2 protein-coding genes are annotated in these 25,906 nt (G+C 73.1%); one reads left to right on the top strand and one right to left on the bottom strand.

Features of this window, described 5'->3' with window-relative positions; translation table 11 throughout:
- Nucleotides 1-136: 136 nt before the first annotated feature.
- Complete coding sequence (locus ABZX96_RS31330; RefSeq protein ID WP_355550913.1) at nt 137-853, bottom strand: LuxR C-terminal-related transcriptional regulator; 717 nt, start codon at nt 851-853, stop codon at nt 137-139.
- A gap of 1,293 nt (nt 854-2,146) precedes the next feature.
- On the opposite strand from ABZX96_RS31330, the gene ABZX96_RS31325 reads away from it, so the two are divergent.
- Nucleotides 2,147-25,846 carry a type I polyketide synthase gene (locus ABZX96_RS31325; protein WP_355550912.1) on the top strand — a complete coding sequence of 7,900 codons (23,700 nt, stop codon included), beginning with the start codon at nt 2,147-2,149 and terminating at the stop codon, nt 25,844-25,846.
- The last annotated feature ends 60 nt before the right edge of the window (nt 25,847-25,906 follow it).

Here is a 25,906-nt window from a genome sequence, read left to right as displayed (position 1 = left end):
CCTTCGGGGCGGGTGGCTTCACGGGGTGAGGTCCCCAACAAAGCGCGTGGGCCAGCCGAGTCGGCGACGTCGCGGTGCGGTGGCCGGCCAAGCCGACCGCCCCCTCGAACCGAGGATCGAGGGGGCGGTCGTGGGTTCAGGGCTTGATGCAGTCCGGGAGGACCTTCGGAGGCCAGTAACCGATGCTGAGCACGCCCATGGCGTAGGCGCGGGACACCAGTGCCGCCCGGTTGGGAGCGCGGAGTTTACGCAGCATGGAGCTGATGTGGTACTCGACGCCTTGTCTGCTGAGGCAGAGCTTCGAGGCCATCTCGATGGTGGAGGAGCCGGCCGCGACGCCCTCCAGCACCCGGGCGTCAAGGGCTGTCAGAACCTTGACGCGGTCGGCGACGGCGGGGCTGTCCTCGCAGGTGGCCTCGGGCTCGTCCGGCTTCTCGGGGGTGACCACCACGCCGACGGTCGACACCCGGCCGTCGTGTCCGTGCGTGGCGACGGCGGTCACCTCGGCGGAGAAGGTCGACTCGGAGGGCTGGCGGATGCCGACCATCTGCACGGCGATCCGGGACTGACCTTCGGTGAGACGCTCGAACTGCCGGCGGACGCGTCCCTGGATGCCGGGGTGCACCAGGTCATAGAAGCTCAGGTCGCCGGAGTCGCCGCCGGAACCTATGTCGAAGAGGGTCACGAAGTCGGTATTGGCTTCGAGGACCTGGAAGGTTGGGCCCAGTTTGGCCATGCACATGCCGTCAAGGCCGAACGGGGTCTTGGTGGTGCCGAGCCGTGCTCCGTTGATGCCGACGGAGCCGCGACCCGGTAAACCGATGAGGGGGAAGGATGTTCCGGTGTGGTTCACGACGCGTTCTTTTCTCTTCCGGTCATTGCGGCCAGAGCGGGATGGCGTGCGTGACGAAACGGGGCGGTCCATGCCGCACGCCTGTGGCCGCCGAAACGAAAAGTAATGGGAAGCCTACGGTCGGAGATGGGCGACGTCAAAGAATGCTTGGGGTGTTGACTTGCGGGTAATGACGAGGGTCCGCGCGCACGGATTAATGGTGTGGCGTCGAAGCGTCGACGCCGTTGCCCTCGAAGACCCGGCGACGGGAATCTCGCCAGGGAACCGGCGGACAGTTTAGTACGTGACTAAGTCGAACTGAAGGGCCCCCCGTCCGCCGACGGAATCCTGCTGTCGTTCAGGAGTCGGGTCGGCGTTGTCGAGCGGTACGGCACAGTCCTCATGTCTTCCGGGGCGTTGTGGGGGGACGGGGGTACATCCTCCGCTTTGGATGATGAGGCCGCAATGACCGATCGTTTCCTTTTGCCATCGCAATGGCTGGAAAGCGTGCCGCGTTGGCCGGAACCGGGGCGTTACCGGCGGTGTCGCTCCCGTCCCGCCGGAGCACCGGTGCGGCGGTCGGCGGGCACCTCCGTGGGGGCGGGAGGGGGCGGGCCAGGTGCGCGGTGACCTGCCGACCCCGGGGGAGGCCGGGCCGATGGGCGTGGGCGGGGGTGGCAGTGTGGGGGAATTCGGGGCTTCCGGGCGGTTTTCCGGCCCGTTTCGGCTGCCTCGGCGTGGGCGGAGAGGGGATGCGGGCCGGCGGGGCGAGTTGGTTGCTCTCGCGATGCCGTGTGGCGTCGTCGCGTCAAGTGTGTTTCATCGAAGTGTCATCGATGCGTCAACGGATTACCAAGAGGTTACCCGCTCGTGAGAAGGTGCCGCCTCGCGCGGTCGGATGCTTATCCGGCCTTTATGTCCGGCGTGCAGGCGAAGTCTAGGGAATTCCCTAGTCCCCGTGTGGTAATGGTGATCGTGCCGGAAATCTTGACGCATCTCGAACGGCAATGCGGTGGCCGCGTGGCGAAGCGCACCGCCGAACGCCGGACCCACCGCGGGGTTTACTCCCCGGTACGCGCCTTCACGCGCACGAGGAAGCAGGTCAACGCGTCCGCCGGTGCCCGCTAGGGATTCCCCTAGACCTATTCCGAGGCGGCTGTGGAGCATGGCCGCGAGCACCTCGCCGAAGCTAGGGTCGAAGCGCTTATGGTCGCGCGCCCCCCTCGGTCGGGCCGGCCACGAGCGCCGCGAAATGGCCCGGCGCTCCTTGTTCTTGGTGCTTCTTGTTCTAGGTGTGGGTGGGTGGAACGCGATATGAGCGAGTCCGGGCTCAACGGAACTGTGGACCGCGCGGATGCGGCCGGGACAACCGACGGCATAGCCGTCATCGGCCTCGCCTGCCGGCTGCCCGGTGCCCCGAACCCGTCCGCGTTCTGGCAACTGCTGCGCGACGGCGGCCACGCCATCACCGAGGTCCCCGCCGACCGGTGGGACGCGGACCGCGCCGCCGGCGCCGACCCGTCCACGCCGGCGCGCACGGACGTCCGCCACGGCGGCTTCCTCGACCACATCGACCGCTTCGACGCGGGCTTCTTCGGCGTCTCCCCCAAGGAGGCCGCCGCGATGGACCCGCAGCAGCGCCTCGTCCTGGAGCTGGCCTGGGAGGCCATGGAGGACGCGCAACTCCCCGCCGAAACGTTGCGCGGCACGTCGACCGGCGTGTTCGTCGGCGCCATCTGGGACGACTACGCCACCCTGCACTACCGCTCCGGGCTCACCGCGATCTCCCCGCACACCGTCACCGGCCTGCACCGCAGCATCATCGCCAACCGCGTCTCCTACTTCCTCGGCCTGCACGGCCCCAGCCTGACCGTCGACTCCGGCCAGTCCTCCTCGCTGGTCTCGGTCCACCTGGCCTGCGAGAGCCTGCGCAAGGGCGAGTCGGAGATCGCGCTCGCCGGCGGCGTGAACCTCAACATCGTGCCCGAAAGCACCATGGGCGCCGCGAAGTTCGGCGGCCTGTCCCCGGACGGCCGCTGCTACACCTTCGACGCCCGCGCCAACGGCTACGTACGAGGAGAGGGCGGCGGCATCGTCGTCCTGAAGCCGCTGGCCGCCGCGCTCGCGGACGGCGACCCCGTGTACTGCGTCATCCGCGGCAGCGCCATCAACAACGACGGCGGCGGCGACGGCCTGACCGTGCCCTCCCGGGCTGGCCAGGAGGCCGTGCTCCGGGCCGCGTACGGCCGCGCCGGGGTGCGCCCCGACGACGTCGGATACGTCGAACTGCACGGCACCGGCACCAAGGTCGGCGACCCGATCGAGGCCGCCGCCCTCGGCGCCGCGCTCGGCACCCACCGCGCCCCCGGCAACCCCCTGCCCGTCGGCTCCGCCAAGACCAACGTCGGCCACCTCGAAGGCGCGGCCGGTATCACCGGCCTCCTCAAGGTCGTCCTCTCGCTCCACCACCGCGAACTCCCGGCCACCCTCAACCACCGCACCCCGAACCCCGCCATCCCCCTGGACCGCCTCAACCTGCGGGTGCAGACCGAGCACGGCCGATGGGAGCCCGCGAATGCGGGGGAGGCCGCCGGGGACGCCAACCGTCCGCTGATCGCGGGGGTCAGCTCGTTCGGTATGGGCGGGACGAACTGCCATGTGGTGGTGAGCGAGTATCGGGAGGCGGAGGCCGGGGCCGGGGCGACGCCCGCGCCGGTGACGGAAGCCACGGCGGCGGATGCTCCGGTGGCCGCGGAGGACGCCGCGAGCCCGAACGCGGAGGACGGTAACCCCGGGACCCCCGACACCCCGGCCCCGCACGCCGCCGCCGAATCCGCCGCCGACGAGCCCCCCGCCGTCCCCGTCCCCTGGCCGCTGTCCGCCAAGACCGCCGCCGCGCTGCGGGACCAGGCCGCCGAGCTCGTCCGGCACGTCGAGGCGCACCCCGACGCCGCCCCCGCCGACCTCGGCCACTCCCTGGCCACCGGCCGCACCGTCTTCCCGCACCGTGCCGTCGCGCTCGGCGAGACCCGTACGGACCTGCTGCGCGCCCTGCGCGCGCTGAGCACCGGCGACGTCGACGGCGGCCTCACCACCGGGCACGCCGCCCCCAGGCCCGACGGCGCCGCCCCCCACCGCCTCGCGTTCCTCTTCTCCGGCCAGGGCAGCCAGCGCGCCGGGATGGGCCGGGAACTGGCCGCCGCCTTCCCCGCGTTCGCCGCCGCCCTGGACGAGGTCTGCGCCCACCTCGACCCGCTGCTGCCGCGCCCGCTGCGCGAGGTGATGTTCGCCCCCGAGGGCTCCGAGGCCGCCGGGCTGCTGGATCGGACCCGCTACACCCAGACGGCCCTGTTCGCCGTCGAGGTCGCGCTGTTCCGGCTGCTGGAGGGCTGGGGCATCGTCCCCGACGTGCTGATGGGCCACTCCATCGGCGAACTGGCCGCCGCGCACGTGGCCGGTGTCCTCTCCCTCCCCGACGCCTGCCGGCTGGTGGCCGCGCGGGCCCGCCTGATGGACGACCTCCCGGGCGCCGGGGCGATGGTCGCGCTCCAGGCCACGGAGGAGGAAGCCCGCACGCTCATCGCCGACCACGGGGGTGCGGCCGATGGGCCAGAGGGGGCAAACCGGGCCGACCGGGTGAGCATCGCCGCGCTCAACGGGCCCGACTCGGTCGTCATCTCCGGCGACGAGGAAGCCGTCCTCGCCCTGGCGGACATCTGGGCGGCGACCGGCCGCAAGACCAGCCGCCTCAAGGTCAGCCACGGCTTCCACTCGCCGGCCATGGACCCGATGCTGGAGGAGTTCGCCGAGGTCGCCCGCGGCCTGGCCTTCCACCCGCCGCGCATCCCCATCGTCTCGAACGTGACGGGCGAGCTCCGGGCCTTCGACGCCCACGGGGCGGACGCCGACGGGGCGGACGGGGCGGACGGACTCCAAGAGCCGGGCGCTGCCGACAGCGCTGACGGGACGGACGCCGTAGACACCGTCTACGATGGCCAGGACCCGGACTACTGGGTCCGGCACGTCCGCGAAGCCGTCCGGTTCACCGACGGCATGCGGCAGTTGGAGGAACTGGGCGTCGACGCCTACCTCGAACTCGGCCCCGGCGGCGTCCTCACCTCCATGGCCCGCGGCTCCCTGACCGGCGACGCCGCCTGCGTACCGGCCCTGCGCCCGCGCCGCCCCGAACCGCACGCCCTGCTGGCGGCCGTCGCGGCGCTCCACGTCCACGGCCTCGCCCCCCACTGGCCCGCCATCTTCACCGCGAGCGGCGGCCCCCGCCCCCGGCGCGTGCCGCTGCCCACCTACGCCTTCCAGCGCGAGCGGCACTGGCTGGACGAGTCCGGCCGACCGGCCGTCACCGCCCCCAGCACGGCACGGACCCCGGACACGCCGCCGTCCCCGGCCGCCGAGCCCGCCACAGCCTGGGCCCGCGGCCTGGCCGGCCTCCCCGAGGAAGAGCGCGAGGCCGCCGCCCTCGACCTCGTACGGAACCACCTCGCCGCCGTCCTCGGGCACAGCGACCCCCACACCGTCCAGACCGACTGGACGTTCAAGGACCTCGGCTTCGACTCCCTCAGCTCCGTCGAACTGCGCAACGCGCTGACCAGGGCCACCGGCCTCTCCCTGCCCACCGGCCTGCTCTTCGACCACCCGACTCCGGCCGCCCTCGCCCGCCACCTGCACACGGAGGCGCTGGGCGACCACGCCGCCCCCGAGGACGCGACGGCCGCCGCGGACCCCGACGAGCCGATCGCCATCGTGGCCATGAGCTGCCGCCTCCCCGGCGGCGCCAACTCGCCCGAAGACCTGTGGCGCCTGGTGACCGCCGGCGAGGACGCCATCGGCGGCTTCCCCGAGGACCGCGGCTGGGACCTCGCCGACCTCTACGACCCCGAGCCCGGCACCCCCGGCAAGTCCTCCACCCGCCACGGCGGCTTCCTCTACGACGCCGCCGACTTCGACGCGGACTTCTTCGGCATCAGCCCCCGCGAGGCCGCCGCGATCGACCCGCAGCAGCGCCTGGTCCTGGAGACCGCGTGGGAGGCGTTCGAGCGCGCCGGGATCGATCCGGCGACCCTGCGCGGCACCCGCGCGGGCGTCTTCATCGGCGCCACGGCCCAGGACTACGGCCCCCGCCTGCACGAACCCGCGGAAGGCATCGAGGGCTACCTGCTCACCGGCACCACCGCCTCGGTGGCCTCCGGCCGGGTCGCCTACACCTTCGGCCTCGAAGGCCCGGCGATCACCGTCGACACGGCCTGCTCCTCCTCCCTCGTCGCCCTCCACCTGGCCATGCAGGCGATCCGCAACGGCGAGTGCTCCATGGCGCTGGCCGGCGGCGTCGCGGTGATGTCCACGCCCGGCATGTTCGTGGAGTTCAGCCGACAGCGCGGACTGTCGCCGGACGGGCGCTGCAAGGCGTTCGCGGCCGGTGCGGACGGCACGGGCTGGTCCGAGGGCGTCGCTCTGCTGCTGGTGGAGCGGCTGTCGGATGCCCGTCGGAATGGTCATGAGGTGCTGGCGGTCGTCCGTGGCTCCGCCGTCAATCAGGACGGTGCGTCCAACGGTCTGACGGCGCCGAACGGCCCGTCGCAGCAGCGGGTGATTCGTGCGGCGCTGGCGTCGGCCGGTCTGTCGGCCGCTGATGTGGACGCGGTGGAGGCGCACGGCACGGGCACCAAGCTCGGCGACCCCATCGAGGCGGAAGCGCTGATCGCCACGTATGGGCGGGAGCGTCCCGAGGACCGGCCGCTGTGGCTGGGTTCGCTGAAGTCGAACATCGGGCACACGCAGGCCGCCGCCGGTGTCGCGGGCGTCATCAAGATGGTGATGGCCATGCGCCACGGCGTCCTGCCGCAGACCCTGCACGTGGACGAGCCCACCCCGCACGTGGACTGGTCGGCGGGTGGCGTGCGGCTGCTGACGGAGGCGCTTGCGTGGGAGCCGTCGGAGGCGGAGGCGGACGGGGCGGTGCGTCCGCGCCGGGCCGCCGTGTCGTCGTTCGGGATCAGTGGGACGAACGCGCACGTGATCGTGGAGCAGGTGCCCACCGAGCCGGTGCCCACCGAGCCGGCCGTGGAGCCCGTTCCCGTTTCGGTTCCCGTGCCTTGGGTGCTGTCGGGCAAGTCGGAAGCGGCGCTGCGGGCGCAGGCGGCGCGACTGTCGGGCCTGGTGGACGCTTCGCCGGGTGATGTGGCGTGGTCGTTGGCGGCCTCGCGTGCGGTGTTCGAGCATCGCGCGGTGGTGGTCGGGTCGTCGGCGGACGAGTTCCGGCGCGGGCTGGAGGCCGTCGCGTCGGGCGGTGTTCCGTCGCTGACGGGTCGGCTGTCCGGGGGCAAGGTCGGGTTCCTGTTCTCGGGGCAGGGGTCGCAGCGGGCCGGGATGGGGCGTGAGCTGTATGCCGCCTATCCGGTGTTCGCCGCCGCGTATGACGAGGTGTGCGCGCACCTGGATGTCGCCGTGGACGTGGACGCGGACGACCTGAGCCAGACCGGGTTCACGCAGCCCGCGTTGTTCGCTATCGAGATCGCCCTGTTCCGGCTGTTGGAGTCGTGGGGGCTTCGTCCCGATTACGTGGCCGGGCACTCGGTGGGGGAGATCGCGGCGGCGCACGTCGCCGGGGTGCTGTCCCTGGCCGATGCGGCGAAGCTCGTCTCCGCGCGTGCCTCGCTGATGCAGGCCCTGCCTTCCGGTGGGGCGATGGTGGCGATCCAGGCGACGGAGGACGAGGTTCTGCCGCACCTGACGGAGGACGTCGGGATCGCGGCGCTCAACGGGCCGCAGTCGGTGGTCATTTCGGGTGCCGAGGACGCTGTTGCGGCGGTGGCGGAGGTGTTCACCGCCCAGGGCCGGAAGACCTCCCGCCTGAAGGTCAGTCACGCGTTCCACTCGCCGCTGATGGACCCGATGCTGGACGAGTTCGCGGCGGTGGCGGGTGATCTGTCCTACGCCGAGCCGTCGATCCCCGTCGTCTCCAACGTCACGGGCGCTCTGGCCGAGCCCTACACGGCGGACTACTGGGTCCGTCACGTCCGCGAGGCGGTGCGATTCGCCGACGGCGTGCGCACCCTGCACGACCTCGGCGTGACGACCTTCGTGGAGATCGGCCCGGGTGGGGTGCTGAGCGCGATGGCCCAGGGCTGCCTGCCCGACGCCGACGTGCTCACCGTCCCCGTGCTCCGCACCGACCGGCCCGAGCCGCAGGCCCTGGCCACCGCCCTCGGCCACCTCCACGCCCACGGCGTGACCCTCGACTGGTCCGCGTACCTGCCCGGTGCCCGGCGCGTGGACCTGCCGACCTACGCCTTCCAGCGTCAGCGCTACTGGCTCGACGCGCCGAAGGCGGGCGGGGCGGCCGATCCGGAGGAGGCGGAGTTCTGGGAGACGGTGGAGAGCGAGGACCGCGAGTCGCTGGCGGCCCTGCTCGATCTGTCGCCCGACGAACTGGACGTGGTCGCGCCGCGCCTGTCCGCCTGGCGGCGGGAGCGGCGGGAGCGGTCCGCCGTCGACGACTGGCGTTACCGGATTTCCTGGCAGCCGCTCGCGGGCCTGGATGGAATGGCGTCCGGGACCTGGCTGTATGTGACGTCCGAGGACAGCGCGTGGACGGAGGCCCTGCGTTCCGGGCTCGCCGCGCTGGGCGTCGTACTCGTCCCGTTCGAGGTGCCCGAACCGCTGAGCGCGGACGACGGACGGTCCGGTGCGGACCGGGAGTCCCTGGCGCGGCGGCTTGCCGACGCGGGCCCGGTCGACGGCGTGCTGTTCGCCGCGACCGGCGCGGACGCCGCGCACCGGCTGATCCTCCTCGTGCAGGCGCTCGCGGACGCCGGCACCGAGGCGCCGCTGTGGTGCCTGACCAGCGGCGCCGTGTCGACCGGCGAGACCGACCCGCTGACCCGCCCGGAACTGGCGCAGGTCTGGGGCCTCGGGCGCGTGGTGGCGCTGGAGCAGCCGCAGCGCTGGGGCGGGCTCGTCGACCTGCCCGCCGAACTCGACGACGCGGCGCTCACCCGACTCGTCGGCGTCCTGGCGCAGGAGGACGAGGACCAGCTCGCGATCCGCGCCACCGGTGTGTCCGGCCGCCGGCTCGTACGCGCCCCGCGGCGCGTGTCCGGTCAGGACGACTGGTCGCCGCGCGGCACCGTGCTCGTCACCGGTGGTACCGGCGCGCTGGGCGGCCACGTCGCGCGGTGGCTCGCCGCGTCCGGGGCCGAGCACCTGGTGCTCAGCAGCCGCCGCGGGCCCGACGCGCCCGGCGCCGCCGGCCTCCGCGCCGAGTTGGAGGAGCAGGGCGTACGGGTCACCCTCGCCGCCTGCGACGCGGCGGACCGCGAGGCGCTGGCCGCGCTGCTCGCCGAGCACCCCGTCAACGCCGTGGTGCACACCGCCGGCGTGCTGGACGACGGGCTGGTGGACGCGCTGACCCCCGAGCGCCTGGACGGCGTCCTGCGTCCCAAGGCGGACGCGGCCCGTCACCTGCACGAACTCACCCGGGACACGGACCTGGACGCGTTCGTCCTGTTCTCGTCCATGACCGGTGTGTGGGGCAACGGCGGCCAGGGCGCCTACGCCGCCGCCAACGCCTACCTGGACGCGCTGGCGGAGCTTCGCCGCGCCCAGGGCCTGCCCGCGCTGGCCGTCGCCTGGGGGCCGTGGGCCGACGGCGGCATGGCCGATGGCGCCGCCGGCGACCACCTGCGGCGGCGCGGCATCCGCGCCATCGCCGCCGGACCGGCCATCACCGCCCTGCACGCCGCGCTGAACCGGGGCGAGACCGCGGTGACCGTCGCGGACGTGGAGTGGGACCGTTTCGTCCCCACCTTCACCGCCACCCGCCCCAGCCCGCTGCTGCACGGCGTGCCCGAGGCCCGTGCGGCGCTGGAGGCGTCCGCCGAGTCCGCGCGGGACGACCGGCGCCCCGGGGCGGCCTCGCTGGTGCGGCGGCTGTCGGACGCCGCGAGCCGCGGTGACCAGGACCGCATCCTGCTGGAACTCGTCCGCGAACAGGCCGCGGGCGTCCTCGGCCACACGGGCACGGGCGTGGTGGACGCCGCCCGCACCTTCCGCGAGATCGGGTTCGACTCCCTCACCGCCGTCGAACTGCGCCACCGGCTGAGCGCCGCCACCGGCCTCCCGCTGACCGCCACCCTCGTCTTCGACCACCCCACGCCCACCGCCCTCGCCGCCCACCTGCGCGAGGAACTGCTCGGAGCGGAGGACGAGTCCGCCGCTCGGGAGGGCGCGGTCATCGCCGCCGCCGACGCGGACGACCCGATCGTCATCATCGGCATGAGCTGCCGGTTCCCCGGCGGCGTCCAGTCGCCCGAGGACTTCTGGGAGCTGCTGCGCACCGGCCGGGACGCGGTGTCCGGCTTCCCCGAGGACCGCGGCTGGGACATCGACGCGCTCTACGACCCGGACCCCGACCGGGCGGGCCGCACCTACGCGCGCGAAGGCGGCTTCATCGACGGCGCCGACCGCTTCGACGCGGGCCTGTTCGGCATCTCGCCGCGCGAGGCGCTGGCCATGGACCCGCAGCAGCGGCTGCTGCTGGAGACGAGCTGGGAGGCGTTCGAACGGGCCGGCATCGACCCGTCCTCCGTCCGAGCCGCCCGCACCGGCGTCTTCATCGGCACCAACGGTCAGGACTACGCGAGCGGCCTGCGCACCGCCCCCGAGGAGATCGAGGGCTACCTGCTGACCGGCACGGCGGCCTCGGTCGTCTCGGGCCGCATCTCCTACGCCTTCGGTCTTGAGGGCCCGGCGGTCACGGTGGACACCGCGTGCTCGTCCTCCCTGGTGGCGCTGCACCTGGCGGCGCAGTCGCTGCGCAGCGGTGAGTGCTCGATGGCGCTCGTCGGCGGTGTCACGGTGATGACGACGCCGGACATGTTCGTGGAGTTCAGCCGTCAGCGGGGCCTCTCGCCGGACGGGCGTTGCAAGGCGTTCGCGGCCGGTGCGGACGGCACGGGCTGGGGCGAGGGCGTCGGGCTGCTGCTGGTGGAGCGGCTGAGCGATGCTCGTCGGCATGGGCATGAGGTGCTGGCGGTCGTTCGTGGTTCGGCCGTCAATCAGGATGGTGCGTCCAACGGTCTGACGGCGCCGAACGGTCCGTCGCAGCAGCGCGTCATCCGGGCGGCGCTGGCGTCGGCCGGTCTGTCGGCCGCCGAGGTGGACGCGGTGGAGGCGCACGGCACGGGCACCAAGCTCGGTGACCCGATCGAGGCGCAGGCGCTGCTGGCGACGTATGGGCGGGAGCGGTCCGAGGACCGGCCGCTGTGGCTGGGTTCGCTGAAGTCGAACATCGGGCACACGCAGGCCGCCGCCGGTGTCGCGGGCGTCATCAAGATGGTGATGGCCATGCGGCACGGCGAGCTGCCGCCCACCCTGCACGTGGACGAGCCCACCCCGCACGTGGACTGGTCGTCGGGCGCGATGCGGCTGCTGACGGAGACGGTTGCGTGGGAGCCGTCGGAGCCGGAGGCGGACGGGGCTGTGCGTCCGCGCCGGGCCGCCGTGTCGTCGTTCGGGATCAGCGGCACGAACGCGCACGTGATCGTGGAGCAGGCGCCGGCTGCTCTGGAGGCGGCGGAGCCGGCGGGGCCGACCGCCGAGCCCGCGCCGGAGCCGATCGCCGCTCCCGTTCCGGTCCCCGTCCCGTGGGTGCTCTCGGGCAAGTCGGACGCGGCACTGCGGGCCCAGGCGGAACGGCTGCTGGGCGCCCTGGACGCGGACTCCTCGCCGGGTGACGTGGACCCCTCGCCGGGTGACGTGGGCTGGTCGCTGGCTTCGTCGCGGGCGGCGCTGGATGTGCGCGCCGCCGTGGTGGGCGAGACGACGGAGGAACTGCTCGCGGCGCTGCGGGAGTTGGCGTCCGGTCAGTCCTCGCCTGGGGTGGTGCTCGGCCGTCCCTCCGCGGGCAAGGTCGGGTTCCTGTTCTCGGGGCAGGGGTCGCAGCGGGTCGGGATGGGGCGTGAGCTGTATGCCGCTTACCCGGTGTTCGCGGCGGCTTATGACGAGGTGTGCGCGCGGCTCGATGTGGCCGTGGATGGGGATGACCTGTCGCAGACGGGGCTGACGCAGCCCGCTCTGTTCGCCATTGAGGTGGCGCTGTTCCGGTTGCTGGAGTCGTGGGGTATCCGGCCGGATTACGTGGCCGGGCATTCGGTGGGGGAGATCGCTGCCGCGCATGTGGCGGGGGTCCTGTCGTTGGCCGATGCGGCGAAGCTCGTCTCCGCTCGTGCGTCGTTGATGCAGGCGCTCCCGGCCGGTGGCGCGATGATCGCCGTCCAGGCGACGGAGGACGAGGTCCTGCCGCACCTGTCGGACGAGGTCGGCATCGCGGCGCTGAATGGGCCGCAGTCCGTGGTGCTTTCGGGTGCCGAGGATGCGGTTGTGGCGGTGGCGGAGGTGTTCGCCTCCCAGGGCCGTAAGACCTCGCGGTTGAAGGTCAGCCACGCGTTCCATTCGCCGTTGATGGACCCGATGCTGGACGAGTTCGGGGCCATCGCTCGCGGTCTGTCGTACGCCGAGCCGACGATCCCCGTCGTCTCGAACGTGACGGGTGCGTTGGCCGAGCCGTACACGGCCGAGTATTGGGTGCGTCATGTCCGCGAGGCGGTCCGTTTCGCCGACGGTGTCCAGACCCTGCACGACCTGGGCGTCACCACCTTCGTGGAGATCGGCCCCGGCGGTGTGCTCACCGCCATGGCGCAGGGCTGCCTGCCCGATGCCGAGGTGGTCGCCGTTCCCGTACTCCGTACCGACCGGCCCGAGCCGCAGGCTCTGACCACGGCGCTCGCCCGGCTCCACGTCCACGGTGTGTCGCCGGACTGGCGGGCCTTCTTCCCCGGCGCCCGGCGCGTCGAGCTGCCGACGTACGCCTTCCAGCGTGAGCGGTACTGGCTGGACACCCCGGCCGAGGTCGGGGACATGCGGGCCGTCGGCCTGGCGGACGCCGGTGGGCACCCGCTGCTGGGGGCCGCCGTGCCGTTCGCCGATGGTGACGGGCACCTGCTGGCCGGCCGGATCTCGCTGCGTACCCACCCGTGGCTGGCGGATCACGTGGTCGCCGGTGCGGTGGTGCTGCCGGGTACCGCGTTCGTCGAGCTGGCGGTCACCGCGGCGGACGCCGTGGGCTGCGAGGTGCTCGAAGAGCTGACGTTGGAGGCGCCGCTGATCGTGCCGGAGCACGGGGGCGTGGCGCTTCAGGTCCGGGTCGGGGCCGACGACGGTTCGGGACGCCGGCCGGTGAGCGTGCACGCGCGGATCGACCGGGAGGACGCGGACGGGTACGAGCGTCCGTGGACCCGGCACGCCTCGGGCTACCTCGCCGAGGCCGCCGACCGGGCGGCCGACTCGCTGTCCGTGTGGCCTCCTGAGGGGGCCGCGCCGCTGGACGTCGCCGAGTTCTACGAGCGGCTGGCGGGCATGGCGCTGGAGTACGGCCCCCTGTTCCAGGGGCTGCGCGCCGCCTGGGCGCAGGGCGATGACACCTTCTTCGCGGAGATCGAGCTTCCGGAGTCCGAGCGGACGGCCGCCTCTGCCTTCGGCCTTCACCCGGCCCTCTTCGACGCAGCCCTGCACACCGTGTGGTTGGGCGCGGTCGAGCCCGAGGCGGGGACGGGGCGCGGGCTGCTGCCCTTCGCGTGGAGCGGGGTGCGGTTGACGGCCGGTGGAGCCGCCGCCGTGCGGGTGCGGGTCACCCGGACGGGCACCGCTTCGGTGTCCTTGGTCCTCGCCGACGCGGCGGGCGAACCGGTCGCGTCGGTCGAGTCGCTGACGCTGCGGCCGGTCGCCGCCGGGCAGTTGGCGGCGGACGGGGGCGCGGACGGCGCGGAGTCGCTGTTCGCGGTGGAGTGGACGCCGCTTGCCGCGCCTGCCGGTTCCGGCGCGGGCGCCGGCTCGCAGGCGGGTGCGCCGGAGGTGCGTCACTACCCCGACTTCGCCGCGCTGCGGGAAGCCGTACTCCGGGAAGCGGGCGACGACCTGCCGGCCGCCGGTGCGGTGGTCGTCCCCTGCCCGACCGGGGCCCCCGAGACGGACACCGCCGGGCGGGTCCGCGAGGTCACGGCGGATGTCCTGGGGCTGGTGCAGTGGTGGCTGGCGGAGGAGCGTTCCGCCCGTCTGGTGCTGCTGACCCGTACGGGGGACCTGGCCCATGCGGCGGTCGGCGGCCTGGTGCGCTCGGCACAGACGGAGAATCCGGGGCGCCTGGTCCTGCTCGACGTCGACTTCGACGTTGACGCGGATGCGGACGGAGGGGCTGTGGAGGCCGTGCGGTCGCTGCTGCCCGCGCTCCTCGCCTCCGGGGAGCCGCAGGCCGCGCTGCGGGACGGCGCGCTGTTCGTCCCGCGCCTGGTCCGGGCGACCCCGGCCGCGGACGCCCACGACACCGAAGCCCCGGCCCCGGACGCCTCCCCGCTCCCCGCCCTCGGCACCGGCACCGTCCTGCTGACCGGCGCGACCGGCGGCCTGGGCAAGCTGCTCGCCCGTCACGTCGTCTCCGTCCACGGCGTCCGCAGCCTGCTCCTCGTCAGCCGACGGGGCGCCGACGCGCCGGGTGCCACGGAGCTGACCGGGGAACTGACCGCGCTGGGCGCCGAGGTCACCTGGGCCGCCTGCGACACCGCCGACCGGGACGCGCTCCGCGCCGTCCTGGCGGATCAGCCGCTGTCCGCCGTCATCCACACGGCGGGCGTGCTCGACGACGGCGTGATCGGCTCGCTGACCCCCGCCCGCCTGGCCGAGGTCTTCCGTCCCAAGATCGACGCGGCGCTGAACCTGCACGAGCTGACCAGCGGCGACGACCTCTCCGCGTTCGTCCTCTTCTCCTCGGTGGCCGGCACCCTCGGCACACCGGGCCAGGGCAACTACGCCGCCGCCAACGCTTTCCTCGACGCCCTCGCCGAGCACCGCCACGCGCAGGGGCTGCCCGCCACCTCGCTGGCCTGGGGCCTGTGGGCGCAGGAGAGCGACAGCGCGATGACCGACGCCCTCGACCACACCGACCTGACCCGGATCAGGCGCCTGGGCCTGGCCGCGATCCCGTCGGCCGAGGGGCTGCGCATGTTCGACGCGGCCCTGGTCTCCGACCGGCCGGCGCTCGTCCCGGTCCGGCTCGACACGAGCGTCTTCCGTGAGGGACGCGGGACGCCCGTCCCGGCCGTCCTGCGCAAGCTCGTCCGCGGCCTGCCGACCCGCCGCGCGGCCTCGGCCGCCACGGCGACGGCCGCCGCGTCCGCGCTGGGGCAGCGGCTGGCCGGACTGTCCGAGGACGAGCGCCACCAGACCGTACGGGAACTCGTCCGTACGGAGGTCGCCGCCGTCCTCGGCCACAGCGGCGCGCACGCCATCGGCGCCGACGACGCCTTCAAGGACATCGGCTTCGACTCCCTCACCGCTGTCGAACTGCGCAACCGCCTCAACACGGCGACCGGCCTCCGCCTCCCCGCCACGCTGATCTTCGACCACCCGACCCCGGGCGCCCTGGCACGCTTCATCGCCGTCGAGGCCACCGGCGGCGAACCCGCCGCGGAGGTGGCGACCCTCACGCCCACCACGGGCGCGGTGGCGGACGACCCGATCGCGATCGTCGGCATGGCCTGCCGCTACCCCGGCGACGTCCGCTCGCCCGAAGACCTGTGGCGGCTGGTCTTCACGGGCCGGGACGCGGTCTCCGACTTCCCGGACGACCGCGGCTGGGACGTCGAGAACCTCTACCACCCCGACCCCGACCAGTGGGGCACCAGCTACACCCGGCAGGGCGGCTTCCTGCACGACGCGGCCGATTTCGACGCCGAGTTCTTCGGGATCTCGCCGCGCGAGGCGCTGGCGATGGACCCGCAGCAGCGGCTGCTGCTGGAGACGTCCTGGGAGGCGTTCGAGCGGGCCGGTATCGACCCGGCCTCGGTGCGCGGCAGCAAGACCGGCGTCTTCGCGGGCGTCATGTACCACGACTACGGCGGCCGGGTGCAGACTTCCCCGGCCGGACTGGAGGGCTACCTCGTCAACGGCAGCGCGGGCAGCGTCGCCTCGGGCCGGGTGGCATACACCTTCGGTCTTGAGGGCCCGGCGGTGACGGTGGACACCGCGTGCTCGTCCTCGCTGGTCGCCCTGCACCTGGCCGCGCAGGCGCTGCGCAGTGGCGAGTGCTCCATGGCGCTCGTCGGCGGCGTCACGGTGATGGCGAGCCCCGCCGTCTTCGTGGAGTTCAGCCGTCAGCGCGGACTGTCGGCGGACGGGCGCTGCAAGGCGTTCGCGTCGGCCGCGGACGGCACGGGCTGGGCCGAGGGCGCGGGCATGCTGCTCGTCGAGCGGCTGAGCGATGCCCGTCGGAATGGTCATGAGGTGCTGGCGGTCGTCCGTGGATCGGCCGTCAATCAGGACGGTGCGTCCAACGGCCTGACGGCGCCGAACGGCCCGGCCCAGCAGCGCGTCATCCGGGCCGCGCTGGCGTCGGCCGGGGTGTCCGCCGCCGAGGTGGACGCGGTCGAGGCGCACGGCACCGGCACGACGCTGGGCGACCCGATCGAGGCCCAGGCGCTGCTGGCGACGTATGGGCGGGAGCGTCCCGAAGGACAGCCGCTGTGGCTCGGTTCGCTGAAGTCGAACATCGGTCACGCGCAGGCGGCGGCCGGTGTCGGCGGCGTCATCAAGATGGTGATGGCGATGCGGCATGGTCTGCTGCCGCGCACGCTGCACGTGGACGAGCCGACGCCGCACGTCGACTGGTCGGCGGGGGATGTCCGGCTGCTCACGGAGCCCGTGGAGTGGCCGGAGACCGACCGGCCGCGTCGGGCCGCCGTGTCGTCGTTCGGCGTCAGCGGGACGAACGCGCACGTAATCGTGGAGCAGGTGCCGGCCTCGCCGGTGGCTGAGCCGGCCGCCGACACTGTTCCCGCTCCCGTTCCCGTTCCCTGGGTGCTGTCGGGGAAGTCGGAGGAGGCGCTGCGGGCGCAGGCGGCGCGGTTGTCGGGTCTGGTGGACGCTTCGCCGGTTGATGTGGCGTGGTCGTTGGCGGCTTCACGTGCGGTGTTCGAGCACCGTGCGGTGGTCGTCGGGTCGTCGGCGGACGAGTTCCGGCGCGGACTGGAGGCCGTTGCCTCGGGTTCGGTGTCCGGGCTGAGTGGGGGTGCGTCCGGGGGCAAGGTCGGGTTCTTGTTCTCGGGGCAGGGGTCGCAGCGGGTAGGGATGGGGCGTGAGTTGTATGCGGCCTATCCGGTGTTCGCGGCGGCGTATGACGAGGTGTGTGCGCGCCTGGACGTGGCCGTGGATGGGGACGACCTGTCGCAGACCGGGGTGACTCAGCCGGCGTTGTTCGCTATCGAGGTTGCCCTGTTCCGGTTGCTGGAGTCGTGGGGGCTTCGTCCCGATTACGTGGCCGGGCACTCGGTCGGTGAGATCGCTGCCGCGCATGTGGCGGGGGTTCTGTCCTTGGCCGATGCGGCGAAGCTCGTCTCCGCCCGTGCCTCGCTCATGCAGGCGCTGCCGTCCGGTGGCGCGATGGTCGCGGTGCAGGCGACGGAGGACGAGGTCCTGCCGCACCTGACGGATGAGGTGGGGATCGCGGCGCTGAATGGGCCGCAGTCGGTGGTCATCTCGGGTGCCGAGGACGCTGTTACGGCGGTGGCGGAGGTCTTCGCTGCTCAGGGCCGTAAGACTTCGCGTCTGAAGGTCAGCCACGCGTTCCACTCGCCGTTGATGGACCCGATGCTGGACGAGTTCGCCGAGGTGGCGGGTGGTCTGACGTACGCCAAGCCGACCATCCCGGTCGTCTCCAACGTCACGGGTGCGTTGGCCGAGCCCTACACGGCCGACTACTGGGTGCGTCACGTCCGCGAGGCCGTTCGTTTCGCGGATGGCGTCCAGACCCTGCACGACCTCGGTGTGACGACCTTCGTGGAGATCGGCCCCGGCGGCGTCCTGACCGCCATGGCGCAGGGCTGCCTGCCCGACGCCGACGTGCTCGCCGTCCCCGCCCTTCGTACCGACCGGCCCGAGCCGCAGGCCCTGGCCACCGCCATCGGCCACCTCCACGCCCACGGCGTGACCCTCGACTGGTCGGCGTACCTGCCCGGTGCCCGGCGCGTCGAGCTGCCGACGTACGCCTTCCAGCGCACGCGCTACTGGCTCGACGTGCCGCGTACCTCCGGCGACGTCCGGGCGGCAGGGCTGGCGGCGGCGGATCACCCGCTGCTGGGCGCGGCGCTCGCCACCGCGGACGGGGATGGCGTCCTGCTCACCGGACTGCTCTCCCTCCGGACGCACCCGTGGCTGGCCGACCACGCCGTGAACGGCACGGTTCTGCTGCCGGGCACCGCGTTCGTGGAGCTGGCGATCCGTGCCGGTGACGAGGTCGGGTGCGGGTCGGTCGACGACCTCACGTTGGAAGCGCCCCTGGTCGTGCCCGAGAAGACCGGCGTCACGATCCAGGTGACCGTCGGCGCCGAGGACGAGAGCGGGCGCCGCCCGCTGGCCGTCCACGCGCGCCCCGAAGGTGACGAGGGCGGCCCGTGGACCCGGCACGCCTCCGGTGTGCTCGCCCGGGCCGCTACGGATTCGACGGACGACCTGACCTCCTGGCCGCCGGCGGGCGCCGAGGCCGTGGACCTGTCCGCCTTCTACGCAGAGGTGGCGGGGCTCGGGCTGGACTACGGCCCGGCGTTCCAGGGCCTGCGGTCGGTGTGGCGGGCCGGTGCGGAGGTCTTCGCCGAGGTGGCGCTGCCGGACGAGGTGGACGTGGACGGGTACGCCGTGCACCCGGCCCTGCTGGACGCCGTGCTGCACGCCCTCGCCGCCGGTGGCCTGGTCTCGCTGGAGGACGGACCGCAGTTGCCGTTCGCCTGGTCGGGCGTGTCCGTACTCGCGACGGGCGCCGCTGCCGTCCGGGCGAAGCTCTCCCGTGCGGCCGAGGGCGGCACGGTGTCGGTGCTCGTGACGGACGAGACCGGCGCCCCGGTGGCCTCGGCGGAGTCGCTGACCCTGCGGACGGTCTCGGCGGAGCAGGTACGCGGGAACGCGGACGACCTGTTCGGGCTGGATTGGGTGCCGGTGGAGCTGTCGTCGGGCGGGTCTTCCGCGCAGGTGGAGGTGTGTGCGGACTTCGCGGCGGTGCGGGAGTTGGCTGGTGCGCCGGATGCGGTGGTGGTGCCGTTCCCGGCCGGTATCGACGCGGATGGGGATGTTGCCGGGCGGGTGCGTGCGGTGACGTCTGAGGTGTTGGGGTTGGTGCAGTGGTGGTTGGCTGAGGAGCGTCCGGGTCGGTTGGTGCTGGTGGCCCGGGAGGGTGATCTGGCGCATGCGGCGGCTGGTGGTTTGGTGCGGTCGGCGCAGTCGGAGGCTCCGGGCAGGCTGGTGTTGGTGGAGGCGGACGGGGAGTCCGTCACCGATAACGTCCCGGCTGTGCTGGCGGCCGATGAGCCGTGGGTCGCGGTGCGGGACGGGAAGGTCCATGCACCCCGCCTGGTGAAGGAGACGGCGGAGCCCACCGCCGTGGACTTCGGTGACGGAGCGGTTCTCCTCACCGGTGCCTCCGGTTCCCTGGGTGGTCTGGTGGCCCGTCATCTGGTCACCGAGCACAAGGTGCGGCGCCTGCTGCTCGTCAGCCGCCGTGGCGCACAGGCCGACGGCGCCGCCGAACTGGAAGCGGAGCTGACGGCCTCGGGTGCGGAAGTGACCTGGGCGGCCTGCGACGTAGCCGACCGGGAGGCGCTGGCCGGAGTGCTGGCGAGCGCACCGTCCGTCAGCGCGGTCGTCCACACCGCCGGCGTCCTCGACGACGGTGTGATCGCCTCCCTCACCCCGGAGCGCCTGGCGACGGTCCTGCGTCCCAAGGTGGACGCCGTCCTCAACCTGGAGGAGCTGATCGGCGGCAGCGACCTGTCCGCCTTCGTCCTCTTCTCGTCGATATCCGGCATTCTCGGCAGCGCGGGCCAGGGCAACTACGCCGCCGCCAACGCCTTCGCCGATGCCTTCGCCCAGGGCCGCCGTGCCCAAGGGCGGCCGGTGACCTCGTTGGCCTGGGGCCTGTGGGAGCAGGGCGGCGGCATGGCCGACCGGCTCGCCCACGCGGACCTCGCCCGGCTCCATCGGGTGGGCCTCGCGCCGATCGGCGAGGCGGAGGGGCTGCGGCTGTTCGACGCGGCCTTCGCGTCCGACCGGTCCGTCGTCGCCCCGCTGAAGCTGAACCCCGGCGGCGTGCGGGGCACGGTCCCGTCCGTGCTGCGTGGCTTGAAGGGCTTCGCGCGGGCGGCGGGTACGACCCGGCGCACCGCCCGGTCCGCCCCGCAGGGCGCGTTGGGGCAGCGGCTCGCCGCGCTGCCGTCGGCGGAGCGGGAGACGACGGCGCTGGACCTGGTGCGTACGGAGGTGGCCGCGGTGCTGGGCCACACCTCCGTCCAGTCCGTGCAGCCCACGGGCGCCTTCCAGGACGCCGGTTTCGACTCGCTGACGTCCGTGGAACTGCGCAACCGCCTCAACACGGCCACCGGCCTCCGCCTCCCCGCCACGCTCGTCTTCGACCACCCGACGCCCCTCGCGCTGGCCCGCTTCCTGGTGAGCGAGCTGCTGGGCGTCCAGGAGCAGGCCGAGGCCGCCGTGGCGACGACCGCGGCGGCGGACGACCCGATCGTGATCGTCGGCATGGCCTGCCGCTTCCCCGGCGACGTGCGGTCGCCCGAGGACCTGTGGGACCTGGTCGCGGGTGGCCGGGACGCCATCTCCGGCTTCCCGGAGGACCGTGGCTGGGACGTGGAGAACCTCTACGATCCCGACCCCGACCGCTCCGGCAAGTCCTACGTCCGCCACGGCGGGTTCCTGCACCGGGCCGCCGAGTTCGACCCGGCGTTCTTCGGGATCTCGCCGCGCGAGGCGCTGGCGATGGACCCGCAGCAGCGGCTGCTGCTGGAGACGAGCTGGGAGGCGTTCGAGCGGGCCGGTATCGACCCGGCCTCGGTGCGCGGCAGCAAGACCGGCGTCTTCGCGGGCGTCATGTACCACGACTACGGCGGGCGCGTGAAGGAAGCGCCCGAGGGCATGGACGCCTACCTCGGCAGCGGCAGCGCGGGCAGCATCGCCTCGGGCCGGGTGGCGTACACGTTCGGGTTGGAAGGCCCGGCGGTGACGGTGGACACGGCGTGCTCGTCCTCGCTGGTCGCCCTGCACTTGGCCGCGCAGGCGCTGCGCAGTGGTGAGTGCTCGATGGCGCTCGTTGGCGGCGTCACGGTGATGGCGACCCCCTCGACCTTCATCGAGTTCAGCCGTCAGCGCGGGCTGTCGATGGACGGGCGCTGCAAGGCGTTCGCGGCCGGTGCGGACGGTACGGGCTGGGGTGAGGGCGCCGGCATGCTGCTCGTCGAGCGGCTGTCGGACGCCGAACGCCACGGCCACCGCGTCCTCGCCGTGATCCGCGGCACCGCGACCAATCAGGACGGCGCGTCCAACGGCCTGACGGCGCCCAACGGCCCGTCCCAGCAGCGCGTCATCCGCCAGGCCCTGGCGAACGCCGGGGTGTCCGCCGCCGAGGTGGACGCGGTGGAGGCGCACGGCACGGGCACGCGGCTGGGCGACCCGATCGAGGCCCAGGCGCTGCTGGCGACGTACGGGCGGGAGCGTCCCGAAGGACAGCCGCTGTGGCTGGGTTCGCTGAAGTCGAACATCGGTCACGCGCAGGCGGCGGCCGGTGTCGGCGGCATCATCAAGATGGTGATGGCGATGCGGCACGGCGTCCTGCCGCAGACCCTGCACGTGGACGAGCCGACGCCGCACGTGGACTGGTCCGCGGGCGAGGTGAAGCTCCTGACGGAATCCATGCCGTGGCCGGAGGCGGAGCGCCCGCGCCGGGCCGCCGTCTCGTCGTTCGGCATCAGTGGGACGAACGCCCACGTGATCATCGAGCAGGCGCCGGCTCGGGAGGAGGCGGCGGAGTCGGTGGCCGAGTCCGCCCCGGTCCCGGTGCCCTGGGTGCTCTCCGGCAAGACCGAGCCGGCGCTCCGGGCCCAGGCCGACCGCCTGCTGTCCTTCCTCGACGACGCTCCGCACGGCGACCCGGCCGACATCGGCCTCTCGCTCGCCCTCACGCGGAACGCCCTGGACCACCGCGCGGCCGTCGTGGGCGAGACCCGCGACGAACTCCGCACGGCCCTGCGCGCCCTGGCCTCCGGGACGTCTTCCCCGCATGTTGTCGCGAGCGGGCCGCGCCCGGCGGGCAAGGTCGGGTTCCTGTTCTCGGGGCAGGGGTCGCAGCGGGTGGGGATGGGGCGGGAGTTGTATGCGTCCTATCCGGTGTTCGCGGCGGCTTATGACGAGGTGTGCGCGCATCTGGATATCGCTGTGGACGGGGACGACCTGTCGCAGACGGGGGTGACGCAGCCCGCTCTGTTCGCCATCGAGGTGGCCCTGTTCCGGTTGTTGGAGTCGTGGGGGGTTCGGCCGGATTATGTGGCCGGGCACTCGGTCGGTGAGATCGCTGCCGCGCATGTGGCGGGGGTTCTGTCTCTGGCTGATGCGGCGAAGCTCGTCTCTGCTCGGGCGGCGTTGATGCAGGCGTTGCCGTCCGGTGGGGCGATGATCGCGGTGCAGGCGACGGAGGACGAGGTCCTGCCGCACCTGACCGATGAGGTGGGGATCGCGGCGCTGAATGGCCCGCAGTCCGTGGTCATCTCCGGTGTGGAAGCCGCTGTTACGGCGATCGCGGAGACGTTCGCCGCCCAGGGCCGGAAGACCTCCCGTCTGAAGGTCAGCCACGCGTTCCACTCGCCGTTGATGGACCCGATGCTGGACGAGTTCGCCGAGGTGGCGGGCGGTCTGTCCTACGCCGAGCCGTCGATTCCCGTCGTCTCGAACGTGACGGGGGCGCTGGCCGAGCCGTACACCGCCGATTACTGGGTCCGTCACGTCCGCGAGGCCGTCCGTTTCGCGGATGGCGTCCAGACCCTGCACGACCTCGGTGTGACGACCTTCGTGGAGATCGGCCCGGGCGGCGTCCTGAGCGCCATGGCGCAGGGCTGCCTGCCCGATGCCGACGTGCTCGCCGTCCCCGTGCTCCGTACCGACCGGCCCGAGCCGCAGGCCGTGGCGATGGCGCTCGGGCAACTCCACGTCCACGGCGTCTCGCCGGACTGGCGGGCCGTCTTCCCGGGGGCCCGGGAGGTGGAGCTGCCGACGTACGCGTTCCAGTACGAGCGGTACTGGCTGGACGCGCCGGAGGAGTTCGGCGGGGAACAGGCGGCGACCGGGCTCGGGCTCGGGGCGGCCGGGCACCCGCTGGCGGGTGCGGTGGTCGCGCTGCCGGGCGCCGGCGGCTTGCTGATGACGGGGCGGATCTCGCTCCGGTCGCACCCGTGGCTGGCGGATCACACGGTGCTGGGCAATGTGTTGCTGCCGGGTACCGCGTTCGTCGAGCTGGCGATCCGTGCCGGTGACGAGGTCGGGTGCGGGCTCGTCGAGGACCTGACGTTGGAGGCGCCGCTCCTCGTCCCCGAGCGCGGGGGCGTGGCCGTACAGGTGTGGGTGGGCGCCGAGGAGGAGTCGGGTCGGCGTGCGGTGAGTGTGCACGCGCGTCCCGAGGACGCCGCGGAGGACCAGCCGTGGGTGCGGCACGCGGTCGGTTACCTGCTCCCGGAGCCGGAGGACGCCGCCGTCTCGATGGACGACCTCTCCGGGGCCTGGCCGCCCGCCGGCGCCGAGTCGGTGGACCTGGCCGCCTTCTATGCGGAGATGGCGGGGCTCGGCCTGGGATACGGGTCGGCGTTCCAGGGCTTGCGGTCGGTGTGGCGGGCCGACTCGGCGGTCTTCGCCGAGGTGGCGCTGCCGGACGACGTGGACGCGGGCGGGTTTGCCGTGCATCCGGCGCTGCTGGACGCGGTGCTGCACGCGATCGGCGCGGGCGGACTGGTGTCGCTCGCCGACGGTCCGGTGCTGCCGTTCGCCTGGTCCGGGGTCCGCGTACGGGCCGCCGGGGCGCGGACGCTGCGGGTCCGGGTCACGCGGGACGGGGCCGACGCGGTGTCGCTGACGGTGGCCGATACGGACGGTTCGCTGGTGGCGGTGGCCGAGTCGCTGTCGCTCCGGCCGGTGTCGCGGGCGCAGTTGGAGAGCGTCGGTGGCTCCGGTGCGCGGAGCCCGTTGTTCGGGCTGGATTGGGTGCCGGTGGAGCTGTCGTCGGGCGGGTCTTCCGCGCGGGTGGAGGTGTGTGCGGACTTCGCGGCGGTGCGGGAGTTGGCTGGTGCGCCGGATGCGGTGGTGGTGCCGTTCCCGGCCGGTATCGACGCGGATGGGGATGTTGCCGGGCGGGTGCGTGCGGTGACGTCTGAGGTGTTGGGGTTGGTGCAGTGGTGGTTGGCTGAGGAGCGTCCGGGTCGGTTGGTGCTGGTGGCCCGGGAGGGTGACTTGGCGCATGCGGCGGCTGGTGGTTTGGTGCGGTCGGCGCAGTCGGAGGCTCCGGGCAGGCTGGTGTTGGTGGAGGCGGACGGGGAGTCCGTCACCGATAACGTCCCGGCTGTGCTGGCGGCCGATGAGCCGTGGGTCGCGGTGCGGGACGGGAAGGTCCATGCACCCCGCCTGGTGAAGGAGACGGCCGAGCCCACCGCCGTGGACTTCGGTGACGGGGCGGTCCTGCTCACCGGCGCCTCCGGTTCCCTCGGCGGTCTGGTGGCCCGTCATCTGGTCACCGAGCACAAGGTGCGGCGCCTGCTGCTCGTCAGCCGCCGTGGCGCACAGGCCGACGGCGCCGCCGAACTGGAAGCGGAGCTGACGGCCTCGGGTGCGGAAGTGACCTGGGCGGCCTGCGACGTAGCCGACCGGGAGGCGCTGGCCGGAGTGCTGGCGAGCGCACCGCCCGTCAGCGCGGTCGTGCACACCGCCGGCGTCCTCGACGACGGTGTCATCGGCTCCCTCACTCCCGACCGCCTGGCCGCCGTATTCCGGCCCAAGGTGGACGCGGTGGTGAACCTCCACGAGCTGACGCGCTCCCAGGGTTCCCGGAATGCCCAGGGATCCCGGTCTCCCCGGGCTTCCCAGGCTTCCCAGGAAAATGAGCTGGCGCAATTCATCGTCTTCTCGTCGATCGCCGGAATGGTGGGCAGTGCCGGGCAGGGTGGTTATGCGGCGGCGAATTCCTTCCTGGACGCCTTCGCTTCGTACCGTCGTTCCCTGGAATTGCCCGCGGTGTCGCTCGCGTGGGGTGTGTGGGAGCAATCCGGCGCGATGACCGACGCGTTGAGCGAGGCGGACCGGGCGCGGATGGCGCGCAGTGGTGTGCTGCCGCTGGCGGCCGAGGAGGGGCTGCGGCTGTTTGACGAGGCGCTGGCCGGGCCGCGTGCGGTGTACGCGCCGGTGCGGGTCAACTCCGCCGCGCTCGGAAGCGGCACGAGCGGCACGAGCGGCACGAGCGGTACGAACGACGCGGTGCCGGCGCTGCTGCGCGGCCTGGCGCCCGCTCCGGCCCGCCGGAACGCGTCGCCCGCCGGGGCCTCCGCCCCGGCCCCCGCGACGCTCGCCGAGCGGCTGGCCGGGCTGCCGAAGGCCGAGCACGACAAGGCCGTGGTGGACCTGGTCCGGGGCGAGGTCGCCGCGGTGCTGGGGCACGCGTCGGCGCTGGCGGTCCAGCCGGAGCAGGCGTTCCAGGACCTGGGCTTCGACTCGTTGACGGCCGTCGAGCTGCGCAACCGGCTCACGAAGGCGACCGGTCTGCGGCTGCCCGCCACGCTGGTCTTCGACCACCCGACGCCCGCGTTGCTGGCCGCCCATGTGCTCGCGGAGACGGCCGAAGCGGGCACGTCAGAGCTAGTGGATTCCCTACTTGCTGACCTGGACAGGCTCGAACAAGAATTGGTCACGAAGTTGTCAGACGAGCAATCTCGTCAGCACATCGCGGCCAAGCTCCGAACTGTTCTGGCCCTTGCCGGGGAATCCCCGGCGACGGACGCCGGCGCGGAAATCGGTGGTGACCTGGATTCCGCGACGGACGACGAAATGTTCGATCTGCTCGGCAAGGAATTCGGAATCTCCTGACGGAAGTCCGAGGGAACCATGACGGAAGCCCGAGGGAATCCTTGAGGAGCCCCGGCGGAA

This window comes from Streptomyces sp. NPDC003077 (assembly GCF_040611095.1).
In the GTDB taxonomy this organism is placed as follows: Bacteria; Actinomycetota; Actinomycetes; order Streptomycetales; family Streptomycetaceae; genus Streptomyces.
The sequence above is the reverse complement of the archived record's forward strand: the minus strand, read 5'-3'. Positions and strand labels throughout refer to the sequence as shown.

Coding starts and splice junctions, on each gene's coding strand:
- ABZX96_RS31325 (WP_355550912.1), top strand. CDS start 2,147: ATGAGCGAGTCCGGGCTCAACGGAACTGTGGACCGCGCGGATGCGGCC.